The sequence below is a fragment of the Micromonospora sp. NPDC048843 genome, assembly GCF_040649965.1.
GTDB classification, from domain to species: Bacteria; Actinomycetota; Actinomycetes; order Mycobacteriales; family Micromonosporaceae; genus Micromonospora; species Micromonospora hortensis.
Genome location: NZ_JBEZGJ010000080.1, coordinates 17,244 through 31,386 on the forward strand (window position 1 = coordinate 17,244; position 14,143 = coordinate 31,386).

The following is a 14,143-nucleotide window of genomic DNA, read 5'->3' on the forward strand; positions in this document are numbered from 1 at the left end:
GGTGTTCTACCGCGCGTCCGGGGGAAGCAGCAGCCCGACCTGCTCGACGTGCTGCGTCATCGGGAAGAGGTCGAAGCCCCGTAGTGCCGCCAGCCGCCAACCGAGGTCGGCGAAGGTACGCACGTCCCGGGCGAAGGCGGCCGGGTCACAGGCCACGTACGCGACCGCCCGCGGGCCGGCGGCGGCCAGCGCGCGGACCACCGGGGCGCCGGCCCCGGAGCGCGGCGGGTCGAGCACCACCACGTCGACCGGGCCGGTGATTCGTCGGCGGGCCAGCGCGGTCTCCACCCGGGCCGACACCACCTCGACGCTGGGCAGGTCGGCGAGGTTCTCCCGGGCTGCGGCGACACCCTGCGCCGCCGCCTCGACCACTGTCACCCGGCCGTTCGCGCCGACCCGTGCGGCCAGCCCGGCGGCGAACAGCCCAGCGCCGCCGTAGAGGTCCCAGGCGACCTCGCCCGGCTGCGGGTCCAGCAACTCGAGGACGGCAGTGGAGAGGGCGTCCGCCGCGGCCGGGTGCACCTGCCAGAACGCGGACGCGGGCAGCGTCCAGTCCCGTCCGGCGGCGACCTCGCGGACCTCGGTCGGGCCACTGACCGGGGCGGGCACCCCGTCGCGGATCTCCGTGACTGTCACGTCCCCGCCGGTGCTGGCGACGGTCTCCACCGCCTCGGCGGCCGGCCAGCGCGCACCGGTGGGGGTGAGCACCGGCAGCTGCTGGATGGCCGGGTGGGCGATCCGGCAGCGGTCGATAGGCACCACCTCGTGCGAGCGGTGTTTGAGCAGGCCGGCCCGGTCGGCGGCGTCGACGGCGTAACGGACCCGGGAGCGCCAGCCGAGCAGCCCACCGGGCAACGCCTCGACCCGGACGCCGAGCCGGTCCAGCTCGACGTCGGTCAGCCCACCGAGGCGGACCAACTGCTCGCGGACCACCGCGGTCTTCCAGGCCAACTGCGCGGCCGGTGCGACGTGCTGGAGGTCGCAGCCCCCGCAGGCACCCGGCTTCGCGTACGGGCAGGGCGGCTCGACCCGATCCGGTGAGGGTTCCAGCACGGTCACCGCGTCGGCCCGGACGAACCCCCGGTGCACCTCGGTGACCTCGGCGATGACCCGCTCACCGGGCAGCGCGTGTCGGACGAAGACGACCTGCCCGTCCACCCGGGCGACACAGTGCCCGCCGGGGGCGACCGCGTCGACGGTCAGCTCGACCCGGTCCGTCTCGGCCAGGCCCCGCTCGAACGCCGAGGCTGCCGACGCCGACGGCGTCCTGGGTGTCGCGGTCCGCGGACCGCCCGGCTCAGTCACGACTGTTCCCCATCGTTCCGCTGTTCTCAGGTCCGCCCTCGCCGGGCGGCGTGACGGCCACCGGCGGCGCGGCGACTGGCACGGCACTCCGTGGCCCACGCGCCGGTGTCCGGGACAGCGTGGCGTCGAGCCGGTCCAGGTTCTTGCTCGCTGTCGACGCGAGCTGCCACGGCACGCTGACCACCATCACCCCCGGTTCGAAGAGCAGCCGGCCCTTGAGGCGCAGGGCGCTCTGGTTGTGCAGCAGGTTCTCCCACCAACGGCCGACCACGTACTCCGGGATGAACACGGTGACCACGTCCCGGGGCGACTTGCGGCGGGTGGACGCGACGAAGTCCAGGATCGGCCGGGTGATCTCCCGGTACGGCGAGTCGATCACGGTGAGTGGAATGGCCATCTCCCGGCGCTCCCAGTCGGCCTGAAGGTCCCTGGTGTCCTTCTCGTCCACGTTGACTGTCACCGCGGTCAGTGTGTCCGGTCGGGTGGCACGGGCGTAGGCGATGGCCCGCAGCGTCGGCTGGTGCACCTTGCTGACCAGCACGATCGCGTGGTTGCGGGCGGGCAGCACGGCCCGGCCCTCGTCCGGTGGGGTCAGCTCGACGGCGATCCGGTCGTAGTGCCGGCGGATCGCCAGCATCAGCACGTAGATCACCGCCATCGCGGCGATAGCGATCCACGCGCCGAGCAGGAACTTGGTGATCAGGACGATCACCAGCACCGCGCCGGTCAGGCCCGCGCCGAACGTGTTGATCGCTCGGGAGCGGACCATCCGGCGGCGCGCCTCCGGGTCCCGCTCGGTGCGCAGGTGCCGGTTCCAGTGCCGGATCATGCCGACCTGGGAGACGGTGAACGAGACGAAGACCCCGACGATGTAGAGCTGGATCAGCTTCGTCACCTCGGCCTGGAAGCCGACGATCAGCACGATCGCGAAGAGGGCGAGGAAGGTGATGCCGTTGGAGAAGGCCAGCCGGTCGCCCCGGGTGTGGAACTGGCGGGGCAGGTAGCGGTCCTGGGCCAGGATCGAGCCGAGCACCGGGAAACCGTTGAACGCGGTGTTCGCCGCGAGGAACAGGATCAGGGCGGTCACCCCGGCCAGCACGTAGAGCAGGATCGACCCGGAACCGAAGACCGTCTCGCCGAGCTGGGTGGTGACCGTCTTCTGCACGTACCCCTCGGGGCCGGAGACGATCTGGAGGTTCGGATCCTCGACGAACTGCAGGTGGGTCAGCCGGGCCAGCCAGATGATCCCGACCAGCATGCTCACCGAGATGGTGCCGAGCAGCAGCAGGGTGGTGGCGGCGTTGCGGCTCTTCGGCGCCTTGAACGCCGGCACCCCGTTGGAGATCGCCTCCACGCCGGTGAGCGCGGCGGCGCCCGAGCTGAACGTCCGCAGCAGCAGGAAGACGAGCGCGAAACCGGTAACGCTGTGTTCGGCCTGGATCACCAGGTCGGCGCTCGGCGCGCGCAGCTCGTCGCCCAGCACGAAGACCCGGAACAGCCCGGTGAGCAGCATCCCGAGCATCACGATCACGAAGCCGTAGGTGGGGATGGCGAACGCAGTGCCCGACTCGCGCAGCCCGCGCAGGTTGACAGCGGTGAGCAGGACCACCGCGCTCACCGCGATCAGAACCTTGTGGGTGGCCACGAACGGCACCACGGAGCCCAGGTTGGCCACCCCGGAGGAGACCGACACCGCCACCGTGAGCACGTAGTCGACCAACAACGCGCTGGCCACCCCGACGCCGAACTTCGGCCCCAGGTTGACAGTGGCCACCTCGTAGTCGCCACCACCGGACGGGTAGGCGTGCACGTTCTGCCGGTAGCTCGCCACCACTGTGAGCATGACCACGACCACGGCCAGCGCGATCCACGGCGAGAAGAAGTACGCCGACGCGCCGGCGATGGAGAGGGTCAGCAGGATCTCGTCGGGCGCGTACGCGACGCTGGACAGCGCGTCGGAGGCGAACACGGGCAGCGCGATGCGCTTCGGCAGGAGGGTGTGCTGGAGCCGGTCGGACCGGAACGGTCGACCGAGAAGAAGCCGCTTCAGCAGCGAGGTGGGACTGGCCACGAACGCCAAGAGTACGACCACCACGGTGGGGGCGCGGGGGTGGGCGATCACCGCTGCTCACGACGGCGGGGTACGGTCGGTCCCCGCTCGCGACCGGGACGTGGCAGGCTCGCACTCGAAGGCCACCGGCAGCGGGAGTGGTACGCACCTTGGGAGGGACAGCGTGCACGTCGTGATCATGGGATGTGGTCGGGTCGGGTCGACGCTCGCCCACAGCCTGGAGTCCCGAGGGCACTCGGTGGCGGTGATCGACCAGGACGCCGACGCCTTCCGCCGGCTCGGTCCCGACTTCGCCGGGATCACGGTGACCGGGGCCGGTTTCGACGGCGAGGTGCTCCGGCAGGCTGGCATCGAGCGCGCGGACGCCTTCGCGGCGGTGTCGAGCGGCGACAACTCCAACATCATCTCGGCCCGGCTGGCCCGCGAGACGTTCGGCGTGTCCCGGGTCGCCGCCCGCATCTACGACCAGCGCCGGGCTCAGGTCTACGAGCGGCTGGGCATCCCCACAGTGGCGACGGTGCGGTGGACGGCGGACCGGATGCTGCGGCACCTGGTGCCGGAGGGCAACGTGGAGATCTTCCGCGACCCCACGAGCACTGTGTCGATCGTCGAGGTTCCCGTACACAAGGACTGGATCGGTAGGTCGGTGCGGACGCTGGAGGAGGCGTCCGGGGCGCGGGTGGCCTACCTGATCCGCTTCGGCATCGGCACGCTGCCCACCGGCTCCACAGTCGTGCAGGAGGGCGACCAGGTGTTCATGCTGGTCAGCGATGACATCGTGGCGACTGTCACGTCGGTGGCGGCGACGCCGCCGGAAGGAGGGCACTGAGCCATGCGGGTCGCCATCGCGGGCGCGGGCAACGTGGGCCGCTCGATCGCCCAGGAGCTGATCGAAAACGGCCACCAGGTGATGCTGATCGAACGCCAGCCCAAGATGCTGCGTCCGGACCGGGTGCCGGCTGCCGACTGGGTGCTGGCCGACGCGTGCGAGGTGGCCAGCCTGGAGGAGGCCAACATCGCCGGGTGCGACGTGGTGGTCGCGGCGACCGGCGACGACAAGACCAACCTGGTGCTGTCGCTGCTGGCCAAGACCGAGTTCGCGGTGCCCCGGGTGGTCGCCCGGGTCAACCGGGCCGAGAACGAGTGGCTGTTCACCGAGCAGTGGGGCGTGGACGTCGCGGTGAGCAAGCCGCGGGTGATGGCCGCGCTCGTCGAGGAGGCGGTCACCGTCGGCGACCTGGTCCGGCTGATGACCTTCCGACAGGGCGAGGCGAACCTCGTCGAGATCACCCTGCCGCCGACGGCCCCCTACGTCGGTCAGCCGATCCACGCCGTGCCGCTGCCCCGCGACTCCGCGCTGGTGGCGATCCTGCGCGGCAAGCGGGTCCTGGTGCCCAGTCCGGACGACCCGATCGAGGCCGGCGACGAGCTGATCTTCGTCTGCACCGCCGAGGTGGAGGACCAGGTCCGCCAGGTGATCCTCGGGCCGGACAGCGTCGAACGAACCCGCAGCTCACGCTGACCCCGACCGGCGCGCGGAGCGGCCCGGGTGAGGGGGCGTCGCTCAGGCGCTGGGCAGCGGGGCCGGCGGCGACTCCCGGGTGACCCGGCGCACCGTCCAGACCGTGATCAGCAACAGCAGCGCGTACGGCGGGTAGCCCAGAGCCAGCCGGGCCACGCCCAGGGCGGTGTCCTGGTGGGCCAGGTAGAGCCCGGCCTGCACTCCCACCTTGGCCAGCCAGACCACGCCCCAGAGCACTGTCAGCTGGGTGAAGGTGCGCACCAGCTTCGGGTCGGACCGCCACTCCGAACGGCCCTTGGCCACCAACACCGACCAGATCCAGCCCACCAGCGGCTGCCGGATCACGGCCGAGATCAGCAGGGCGACGCCGTAGCCGATGCCGTAGAGGATGCCGGGAAGGTAGAAGTCACGCTCATCGCCGGTCCGCCACGCGATGGCCGCGCCGACGCCGACGCCGAAGAGCCCGTTGACGGCGTGCCGGATCGGTCGACGCTGGGCCAGCCGCAGCCCCGCGATCAGCACGGCGACCGCGATCGACGCGATCACCGCCGGCCGCAGCTCGCCGATGATGTTGGCGACGACGAACACCACTACCGGAATGCTGGACTCGACCAGCCCGCGCCAGCCGCCAAGCTGGTCGGCCATCTGCTCGGCGATCGTCGGCAGCGGCTCCTCGTCCTGAGGGTCGGTATCCGGCTGTGCCGCCCGGTCCTGTCCCGTCGTCATCGCCGGCCTTCCGTCCGCAGTGCCATCACTTGGGCGAGTCCAGCTCGTAGTAGGGGTTGTAGATGACCTTGCGGTCGTCCCGCACGGCCACCCGGCCACGGGCGGTCAGATGCCGGCCCGGCTCGATCCCGGCGATGTGCCGTCGACCCAGCCAGACCAGGGTGACCACGTCGCTGCCGTCGTACAGGTCGGCCTCGAGGGTGGGCAGATTGGTGCGCGGCGTGTAGACCACGGTGCGCAGCCGACCGGCGACCGAGACCAGCTGACCCCGGGAGCACTGCTGGGCGGGGATTCCGCCGCACTCGGCGCTCTCCCGACGCAGCTCCTGCGCGTCTATCTCGGCCTCGCTGGCGGTGAACCTCTGCAGGATGCGCCGCAGCGACACCCGGCCCTCGTCGGTCGTCATGACCTCCGCGTCACCCTCTCCACGCTCGCCGTCCCCGGCCGGCACCGGCGGCGCCGGAACCGTGCCGCCAGCGTACGCCGACGGGGCTGGTTCCGGCGGGCCGGTGCGCGCCGGTCAGACCTGACGCGGCGCGGCGGCGGCGTCGCCCGCCTCGGCCTCTGCCTGGTCGGCGACCTCCCGGGGCAGCCGCAGCGGCAGCGGCTCGCGGACCGGCTTCGCCTCCTGCCCACGGTCGACCACCAGGCCGTCCAGGCACTCGACGAGCGGCCCGGCCATTGCCGGGTCGGTGGCCACCGGGCCCTGGAACACGCCCCGGACCATCCAACGCGGCCCGTCGATTCCGACGAACCGCAGGTTCGTCGCGCCGTCCGGGGTGTTCACCTGGGCGTGCAGCTCCGGGCCGTACTCGCCGGCGACCTCCTGCGCGCTCGCGCCGTCGCGGAGCAGCGACTGCCGGATCTCCTCGCGCACCTCGTCCCAGATCCCCTCGGACCGAGGGGCGGCGAAGACGCCCAACTGGAGCGCGTTGTCACCGTGCACCAGCACCACCTGCTGGACCACACCCTGCGGGTCGGCCTGCACCCGCACCTCGACGTCGGCGATCGCCGGGATGTGCAGACTGCCCAGGTCGAGTCGCTGCACGTCGTCGTAGCTCTCGGAGATGTCGTACGGGCCGCGCTCCAGCGTCGGCGTCGCATCGCCCTGGTCGGGGACCTGGGTGGCCCGCTCGTCACGGGTCTGCCGCTCCGCATCGGCCCGCTTTCGGGAGAAGATCACTGCGCCTGCCCTCCGCTGTTCACACTCACCCTGCCACCTCTTCCGTCTGCCCGCGGCCCGGCTCGCTCGGCCGCCGCTCGACCCGGTCCTGGCCCGTCGGCGACGGCACCAGCTCGGCGTGCCCACCGGTGGACCCGTGCCCACCGGTCCCGCGCCGGGACGCGGGCAGCTCGACCACCGGCTCGAACCGCGCCCGCGCGACCTGCTGGACCACGAGCTGCGCGATCCGATCGCCGCGGGAGATCTTCGCCGGCACGTCCCGATCATGATTGATCAGGTTGACCAGGATCTCACCCCGGTAGCCGGCGTCGACCGTACCGGGCGCGTTGAGCACCGTCACGCCGAGCCTGGCCGCCAGACCGGAGCGGGGATGGACCAGTCCCACGTACCCCTCCGGCAGCGCGACGGCCACGCCGGTGGGCACCAGGGCACGGCCGCCGGGTGGCAGCTCCACGTCCGCGGCCGCCACCAGGTCGGCCCCGGCGTCGCCGGGATGGGCGTACGTGGGCAACGGCAGCTCCGGGTCGAGCAGCTGCACGGGCACGGGTACGACGTCGGTCACGGGTCCCCTCTTCCGTCCGGTTCGCGGGGTGACCCTGCCATCCTGCCGGTTCGTCGAGCCGCCGTGCGCCGTACCCTCGCAGGAGTGAGCATGTCGCCCTCCCCGTCCGCCGATCAGCCGCCGGTCTCCGCCCGCTCGGCGTACACCGAGCGGTTGGATCTGCCCTGGTGGCTGTGGCTGGCCGGGCTGGTGGCCGCCGCGTTGCTGGCCGTCGAGATCTGGATGGGCGCCTCCGGCGTCCGCGCGTGGCTGCCGTTCGCCGTGCTGGTGCCGCTCACCGCTGTCGGGCTGTGGTGGCTGGGCCGGATCCGGGTCGGGGTGGCTGACGCCGAGCTGCGGGTGGACGACGCCCGCCTGCCGGTCCGTTTCGTGGCCGACGTGGTGCCGCTGGACGTAGCCGGCCGACGTGAGGTGCTCGGCGTCGGCGCGGACCCGCTCGCCTTCGTGGTGCAGCGACCGTGGATCGGCGGCGCCGTGCAGGTGATCCTCGACGATCCCGACGATCCGACCCCGTTCTGGGTGGTGAGCACCCGCCATCCGGTCGAGCTGGCCGAGGCGGTGCTGACCGCACGGGACGCCCTGTCGGCTTCCCACCCGACGGCGGGCGAGCCGGGCTGACCCGACGCCGAAGGGCTGGCTCAGGAGCCGGTCCGACGGCATGGGCCCGCTCAGGTGCCGATCCGACGGTTAGCGACCGCTCAGGTGCCGGTAGGCGGGCCTGGGAGGGCCGCCGGTGGCGCGGGCCGGGCGATGCCCCGCCGACGCAGGTCGACCTGGAGTTGCTCGGCCATTTGCTGGGTGGCCCGGCGGTTGAGGAAGCTGGCCACCGCCGCGCCGGTCAGGAACGGCCCGAGCGTGGTGAGGTTGCGCCCGAAACGACGCAGCAGCATGTCCCGCAACTCCTTGCGGGCGGCGGTGCCGAGCACCGCTCCCACTCCCACGCCGGGCACCATCGGGTTGACGCCGCGTTGAGTTGCCCAGGAGTGCACCAGCGCGACCGCCCGTTGGCTGCCGGCGGCCGGTAGTGCCACGCCGTGGATCTCGTGCAGCTCGCCGACGAGTTTCAGCTCCACCGCCACCACGGCCACGGTCTCGGCGGCGAGCAGCACCGGCGCGGAGAGCAGGGTGGGGGCAACCGTCCACTCGACGGCCGCGACGCCCCCACCGGCCGCGCCGATCGCGGCGGTGGTCCTCGACGCGTTACGGATGAGCCGGTCGGCCAGGGCGGCGTCGTCCAGGCCCGGGAAGTGCTGGCGCAGCGTGTCCAGGTCCCGTACCGGCACGTGCGGGGCGATCTCGGCGACGGCGTCGACCATCCACCGCACGGCGGCGCGGGGCTTGAACAGGTCGGAGATGCCCCGTGCACGGGCCTGCCCGACCATGCGGGTCAGCAGTTGGCGGCGTCGGGCCGGCGCGATGTCGTCAGCGGTCAACGCCGCGACGGTCGCACCGAGGTCGTCGGTGCCACCGGTGGCACCGAGGTCGTCCGTGCCGCCATCGGTGGCAGCGAGGTCGTCCGTGCCACGGGTGGCGCCGAGGCCGTCCGCGCCGCCATCGGTGGTGCCGCCTCGATCGCTCATCGGACCTCCCGGTGCTGTGGCTACCCGCTACGAGTCAAGCAGGTACCCACCGCTGCCGCATGCCTACACCGGCAGCGGCGACCCCGTTCAGGAGGCCGCCGCCGGTGTTGTTGTGGTTGTCAGACGCACTCGCGGCAGATCAGCTCGCCGTTACGCTCGACCGCCAGCTGGCTACGGTGGTGGACCAGGAAGCAGCGGGCGCACCGGAACTCGTCCTGCTGCATCGGAAGCACCTTGACCGTGAGCTCCTCGTCGGCCAGATCGGCACCGGGCAGCTCAAAGCTCTCGGCCACCTCGGCCTCGTCGACGTCCACCGCGCCCGACTGTGAGTCGACGCGCCGTGCCTTGAGCTCTTCCAGGCTGTCCTCGCCGAGGTCGACCTCGTCGCGACGCGGGGCGTCGTAGTCGGTGGCCATCGGTTTCACTCTCCCATATCGATGTTGTCGCTTCCGGTTGTAACGCCGGACGACGCTGTTTCGGTTCCGCTGGCCGGCCACCACTTGTGTCGGGCACCCGACCCGAGGACCGAACGGGTCGAGCTCGCCGGGGCGACTCCCCTGCGAGCGCGGAACCTTACCCCCCCTTGGGCGAGGCATGTATACCGCCCTTGCGGCTGAGATGTACGCCCCCGCACGCGAAGTTGTTCCCAATGTGATTCAGGCGACACGAAGATAGGGGTAGTAGTACCCGGTTCGCGGTCGGCGCGCCGGCATGTCGGGCTGTTTCCACGCGACGGCCGGACAACCGTTAACCTCAGCGGCGTATTCGACGGCCGGCGGCCTGAGCGATCGTTCCTGGCCGCCACCACCCACTGAGGTCCGGGGAGTGCCCTGATGAGTTTTGCGCGCGTGCGAGCACTCGTCGTCGTCGGCCTGTTGGCGATCATCGCCCTGGTCTTCGTCGTCGTGGCCGTGGTCCGCGACAGCCAGGGCAACGTGGGCACGGCGGCGGGTTGCCCCGAGGGCTGGCCGTTGGCGGATCTGACCCTGCGCGAGCGCAAGGACGTCAAGATCAACGTGTTCAACGCCACGGATCAGCCGGGCCTCGCCCACACCGTCGCCGACGAGTTCAGCAATCGACAGTTCCAGGTCAAGAAGACCGGGAACGAGAAGAAGGTCGACAGCGTGGCCCTGCTGCGGTACGGCCCGAAGGGCGTCGGTTCCGCGCACCTGCTCCAGGCGTACTTCCTCAACAACGCGGTGCCGGGCTACGACCCGAAGCGCGCCGACGACACCGTGGACGTGGTGCTGGGCAACCGCTTCCAGCAGCTCGCCACCACGACCGAGGTCAACCAGTCGCTCGGCGACTCGGGTCCGCCGGAGGCTCCCAAGGGCTCCTGCCCGTCGCCACCCGCCAAGTGACGGCGTAACCGGCCCACCTCAGCGCCAGGTCGGCGATCGGCACCGACCTGGCCCACCGCCGCCAGAGCCGGCCGCTCGAAAGGCTGGAGCCGGCTGACCTGCTCCGCCGGTCAGGGACCGCCGGCGGCGTCCAGCGCGGCCAACCGGTCGTGCAGCGGCGCGAAGAGCGCGGGCGGGGCCGCTACCACCAGGTCCGGCCCTGGCGGCCGACCCGCCAGACCGGCGACCCGGACCCCCGCCTCGGCGGCCACCAGCCCGCCAGCCGCCAGGTCCCAGGCCGCAAGACCCTTCTCGAAGTACGCGTCCAGCCGCCCCTCGGCGACCAGACAGAGGTCCAGCGCCGCGGCGCCGAGCCGGCGGATGTCACGTACGTGTGCGATCAGACCGGCCACCACCTGCGCCTGGTGCGCCCGGCGGCGGGCTTCGTAGCCGAAGCCGGTGCCGACCAGCGCCTGCCCCAGATCGACCTCCCCGGAGCAACGCAGCCGGACGCCGTCGCGCCAGGCCCCACCCCCGGCTGTGGCGGTCCATTCCTCGCCGGTGCTCACGTTGCGCACCACGCCGGCAACCACCGCCCCGTCCACCTCGGCGGCCAGCGAGACAGCCGAGTGCGGCAGTCCGTACAGGTAGTTCACAGTGCCGTCGATCGGGTCGACGATCCAGCGCACACCGCTGCGGGTCGCGCCGGAAGCTTCCTCGCCGTACTCCTCGCCCAGCACCGAGTCGTCCGGGCGCAGCGCCGCCAACGCGTCGAGGATCTGCCGCTCGACCGCCCGGTCGGCGGCGGTGACCACGTCGGTGACGGTGCTCTTGGTGGCGGCGACGACGACTCCCTCGGCACGCATCCGGTACGCGGTGTCCGCCGCGGCCCGAGCCACCTCCACCGCGATGGTCAGCAGCTCCGACGGTGTCGTGGCCGAGTTGGTCATGATTCGCCTCTTTCCGCACTCCGGGTGCACGTGGGTGGGTGAAACTACCGACCCGGCTTCCGAAGATCATCGTTCCCGACGCCGTACTGCGGCGCCAGACCAGGATCTTTGGCGTCCGGAATCCGCTGCGAGGTGGGCACACCGGCGACGGCCTCGCGGCTTGAGCGGGCGACCTCCGCCAATATGCCCCTTTCGGTTGGTAATGTCGCTTAAATGCTTACCGCCCCGTCCATGCTCGGCTCACAACCGTTGCCCAACCGCGACCTGGTGGGCACGCCACCGGCCGGACCGACAGCGACCTCGGTGATCCACACGCGCATCCTCGCAACCGCCCCGTTGACCTCGTATCGCCTGCTCAAACGGCAGTTCGGACACGATCTGCGCGCTACCTGGCTCGACGACGGAAGCCCTTCGCCTGCCGCGCGGCTATCATTACCGCGAAGCCCATATCTCCGCCCCACCGACGGTCCCCACCGGCGGTACGCGGTGCGGAGCAGGATGATCGCCGCAGACGGCGTTACAATTCACCCCTGCCCACGCGGCACGGACCGCCGACCACCGGCCGGACCGTGACACGAGGGTCCCTCAACCACATCGCCCGGCACGGTAACCCTCGCTGCGCTGGACGAACCCGCCGTGCCCGCTCTTCGCCTCCGGAAGGTCATTCGTGACAGAACCCCGCCAGCCCGGCGCCGACGTTCGCTCGCTCACCGACACCCTGATCGCCCACGCGCAGAGCGCCGGCGGTCAGCTCACGTCGGCTCAGCTCGCGCGCACCGTCGAGTCCGCCGAGGTGACTCCGGCCCAGGCCAAGAAGATCCTGCGGGCGCTCTCCGAGGCGGGAGTGACCGTCGTGGTGGACGGCTCGGCGAGCACCCGTCGCCGCGTCGCCGCGGCCCGCTCGACCACGCCGGCGTCCCGGGCCACCACCGCCAAGACCACCAAGAAGGCCGCCGCGCCGGCCCCGAAGCAGGCGCCCGCCGGCGACGACGCCCCGACGACGTCAGCCCCGCGCAAGGTGGCCGCTCGCAAGGCGACCGGCACCGGAGCCGAGGCCGCCACGGCGACGCCGGCGAAGGCGACCAAGTCGACCCGAGCCACCAAGGCGACGGTGGCCGCGGCTGCCGGGGCCAAGCCGACCAAGGCAGGCGGCAAGGCCAAGGGCGAGGGCGCCGAGGGCGAGATCGACCCGGAGGAACTGGCCGCCGCGATCGAGGACGTCGTGGTCGAGGAGCCGGCCGAGCTGGCCCAGGCCGCCGAGACCGACGCCGCCGCCTCGGCGACCGACAACGACTTCGAGTGGGACGACGAGGAGTCCGAGGCTCTCAAGCAGGCGCGACGCGACGCCGAGCTGACCGCCTCCGCCGACTCCGTCCGGGCGTACCTGAAGCAGATCGGCAAGGTTCCGCTGCTCAACGCCGAGCAGGAGGTGGAGCTGGCCAAGCGGATCGAGGCCGGGCTCTACGCCGCCGAGCGGCTGCGGGCCGCCGACGAGGGCGAGGAGAAGCTCGTCCGCGAGATGGTCCGTGACCTGGGCTGGATCTCCCGCGACGGCGAGCGGGCCAAGAACCACCTCCTGGAGGCGAACCTCCGACTGGTGGTGTCCCTGGCCAAGCGCTACACGGGCCGTGGCATGGCCTTCCTCGACCTGATCCAGGAGGGCAACCTCGGTCTGATCCGGGCCGTGGAGAAGTTCGACTACACCAAGGGCTACAAGTTCTCCACGTACGCCACCTGGTGGATCCGACAGGCCATCACCCGCGCCATGGCCGACCAGGCCCGCACCATCCGCATCCCGGTGCACATGGTCGAGGTCATCAACAAGCTCGGCCGCATACAGCGTGAGCTGCTCCAGGACCTGGGCCGCGAGCCCACCCCGGAGGAGCTGGCCAAGGAGATGGACATCACACCCGAGAAGGTGCTGGAGATCCAGCAGTACGCTCGGGAGCCCATCTCACTGGACCAGACCATCGGCGACGAGGGCGACAGCCAGCTCGGCGACTTCATCGAGGATTCCGAGGCCGTGGTCGCGGTCGACGCGGTCTCGTTCTCGCTCCTGCAGGACCAGCTCCAGCAGGTGCTCCAGACGCTCTCCGAGCGTGAGGCGGGTGTGGTACGCCTGCGCTTCGGCCTGACCGACGGCCAGCCGCGGACGCTCGACGAGATCGGTCAGGTCTACGGGGTGACCCGGGAGCGGATCCGGCAGATCGAGTCCAAGACGATGTCCAAGCTGCGCCACCCGTCCCGGTCGCAGGTCCTCCGGGATTACCTGGACTGAGCGGGTTTCGTCAACCGAACGTGTCGTTTTGACCACCTGGTGTGCAACACCAGATGGTGATCGTCCGGATGCACGAATGTGATCGTTGACGTGGCACCCTTGGTGCACGGCACACTGTCCCTTCCAGGTGTGACCTCGGTCCCCCGCGGGCACACAGGGAAGGCAGTGCCTAGTAAGGGTGTTGCACGATAGGTGAGCAACGACCGAAGAGATTGTTCATCGGTGACGACCAGAGGAGGAAGGCGATGACCCCGACCCTCACGCCGCCGCCCGTGACGGCGGCTCCCCCAGCCGCCGATGAACGGTGCGACCGCTGCAATGCTGCCGGGAAGCTCCGGATCACCCTCACGGGTGGGAGCGAGTTGGTGTTCTGCGGGCACCACGCGAACAAGTACGCGGAGGATCTCGTGAAGATCACCGAGCGGTTCGCGACGGAGCCCGATTTCAGCTGGCGTGGCGCCGATCTGATGGCGAACTAAATCCGCAAACCGACATAGTTGACCGGAGGCACCCACCGAGGGTGCCTCCGGTCAACTTTTCTCTCTGGACACCCCGCGCCCCGCGCCCCGCGCCCCGCGCCCCGCGCCCCGCGCCCCGCGCCCCGCGCCCCGCGCCCCGCGCCCCGC

Annotated in this window: 15 protein-coding genes; 6 read left to right on the forward strand and 9 right to left on the reverse strand. The window is 71.4% G+C overall.

Going from position 1 to position 14,143, the window contains the following annotated elements:
* Positions 1-6: 6 nt before the first annotated feature.
* Both AB0C20_RS19485 and AB0C20_RS19490 read right to left on the reverse strand, forming a co-directional pair.
* Complete coding sequence (locus AB0C20_RS19485; protein ID WP_357183145.1) at positions 7-1,227, reverse strand: TRAM domain-containing protein; 1,221 nt, start codon at positions 1,225-1,227, stop codon at positions 7-9.
* A 70-nt stretch (positions 1,228-1,297) separates the two neighbouring features.
* Positions 1,298-3,376 (reverse strand): APC family permease, encoded by a 2,079-nt coding sequence (locus AB0C20_RS19490; protein ID WP_357182727.1) that lies wholly within the window; start codon positions 3,374-3,376, stop codon positions 1,298-1,300.
* Between the two features lie 163 nt (positions 3,377-3,539).
* Here AB0C20_RS19490 and AB0C20_RS19495 point away from each other — a divergent pair, with 163 nt between their 5' ends.
* Both AB0C20_RS19495 and AB0C20_RS19500 read left to right on the forward strand, forming a co-directional pair.
* Positions 3,540-4,205, forward strand: coding sequence for a TrkA family potassium uptake protein (locus tag AB0C20_RS19495; protein WP_357182730.1), 666 nt, complete (start codon positions 3,540-3,542; stop codon positions 4,203-4,205).
* 3 nt (positions 4,206-4,208) lie between these two features.
* Positions 4,209-4,898: a TrkA family potassium uptake protein gene (locus tag AB0C20_RS19500; protein ID WP_357182733.1), complete on the forward strand. Its 690-nt coding sequence runs from the start codon at positions 4,209-4,211 to the stop codon at positions 4,896-4,898.
* 42 nt (positions 4,899-4,940) lie between these two features.
* Here AB0C20_RS19500 and AB0C20_RS19505 read toward each other — a convergent pair whose 3' ends face one another.
* The 4 genes from AB0C20_RS19505 to dut all read right to left on the reverse strand — a co-directional run bounded on the left by AB0C20_RS19505 (position 4,941) and on the right by dut (position 7,369).
* A complete protein-coding gene (locus tag AB0C20_RS19505) occupies positions 4,941-5,624 on the reverse strand; it encodes a DUF3159 domain-containing protein (protein WP_091400610.1) in 684 nt (227 codons plus the stop codon).
* Between the two features lie 25 nt (positions 5,625-5,649).
* Entirely contained in the window at positions 5,650-6,030 is a 381-nt protein-coding gene (locus AB0C20_RS19510) for an OB-fold nucleic acid binding domain-containing protein (protein ID WP_124816055.1), read from the reverse strand.
* Positions 6,031-6,144: 114 nt separating this feature from the next.
* On the reverse strand, positions 6,145-6,807 hold the full coding sequence (locus tag AB0C20_RS19515; RefSeq protein WP_357568452.1) for a DUF3710 domain-containing protein: 663 nt from the start codon (positions 6,805-6,807) through the stop codon (positions 6,145-6,147).
* A gap of 25 nt (positions 6,808-6,832) precedes the next feature.
* Positions 6,833-7,369 carry a dUTP diphosphatase gene (gene dut / locus AB0C20_RS19520; protein ID WP_357568453.1) on the reverse strand — a complete coding sequence of 179 codons (537 nt, stop codon included), beginning with the start codon at positions 7,367-7,369 and terminating at the stop codon, positions 6,833-6,835.
* Between the two features lie 90 nt (positions 7,370-7,459).
* Between dut and AB0C20_RS19525 the strand changes: the two genes are divergently transcribed.
* On the forward strand, positions 7,460-7,987 hold the full coding sequence (locus AB0C20_RS19525) for a DUF3093 domain-containing protein (protein WP_357182741.1): 528 nt from the start codon (positions 7,460-7,462) through the stop codon (positions 7,985-7,987).
* Between the two features lie 80 nt (positions 7,988-8,067).
* Here AB0C20_RS19525 and AB0C20_RS19530 read toward each other — a convergent pair whose 3' ends face one another.
* Both AB0C20_RS19530 and AB0C20_RS19535 read right to left on the reverse strand, forming a co-directional pair.
* Positions 8,068-8,949 carry a hypothetical protein gene (locus AB0C20_RS19530; protein ID WP_357182744.1) on the reverse strand — a complete coding sequence of 294 codons (882 nt, stop codon included), beginning with the start codon at positions 8,947-8,949 and terminating at the stop codon, positions 8,068-8,070.
* Positions 8,950-9,068: 119 nt separating this feature from the next.
* Positions 9,069-9,365 (reverse strand): DUF4193 domain-containing protein, encoded by a 297-nt coding sequence (locus AB0C20_RS19535; RefSeq protein WP_007075406.1) that lies wholly within the window; start codon positions 9,363-9,365, stop codon positions 9,069-9,071.
* 432 nt (positions 9,366-9,797) lie between these two features.
* On the opposite strand from AB0C20_RS19535, the gene AB0C20_RS19540 reads away from it, so the two are divergent.
* Entirely contained in the window at positions 9,798-10,310 is a 513-nt protein-coding gene (locus tag AB0C20_RS19540) for a LytR C-terminal domain-containing protein (protein WP_357183148.1), read from the forward strand.
* Between the two features lie 110 nt (positions 10,311-10,420).
* On the opposite strand, the gene AB0C20_RS19545 is transcribed toward AB0C20_RS19540, so the two are convergent.
* Positions 10,421-11,239 carry an inositol monophosphatase family protein gene (locus AB0C20_RS19545; protein WP_357182747.1) on the reverse strand — a complete coding sequence of 273 codons (819 nt, stop codon included), beginning with the start codon at positions 11,237-11,239 and terminating at the stop codon, positions 10,421-10,423.
* A 667-nt stretch (positions 11,240-11,906) separates the two neighbouring features.
* Between AB0C20_RS19545 and AB0C20_RS19550 the strand changes: the two genes are divergently transcribed.
* Positions 11,907-13,517 carry an RNA polymerase sigma factor gene (locus AB0C20_RS19550; RefSeq protein WP_357182750.1) on the forward strand — a complete coding sequence of 537 codons (1,611 nt, stop codon included), beginning with the start codon at positions 11,907-11,909 and terminating at the stop codon, positions 13,515-13,517.
* A 245-nt stretch (positions 13,518-13,762) separates the two neighbouring features.
* Entirely contained in the window at positions 13,763-13,996 is a 234-nt protein-coding gene (locus AB0C20_RS19555) for a hypothetical protein (RefSeq protein ID WP_030489368.1), read from the forward strand.
* Positions 13,997-14,143 lie beyond the last annotated feature (147 nt).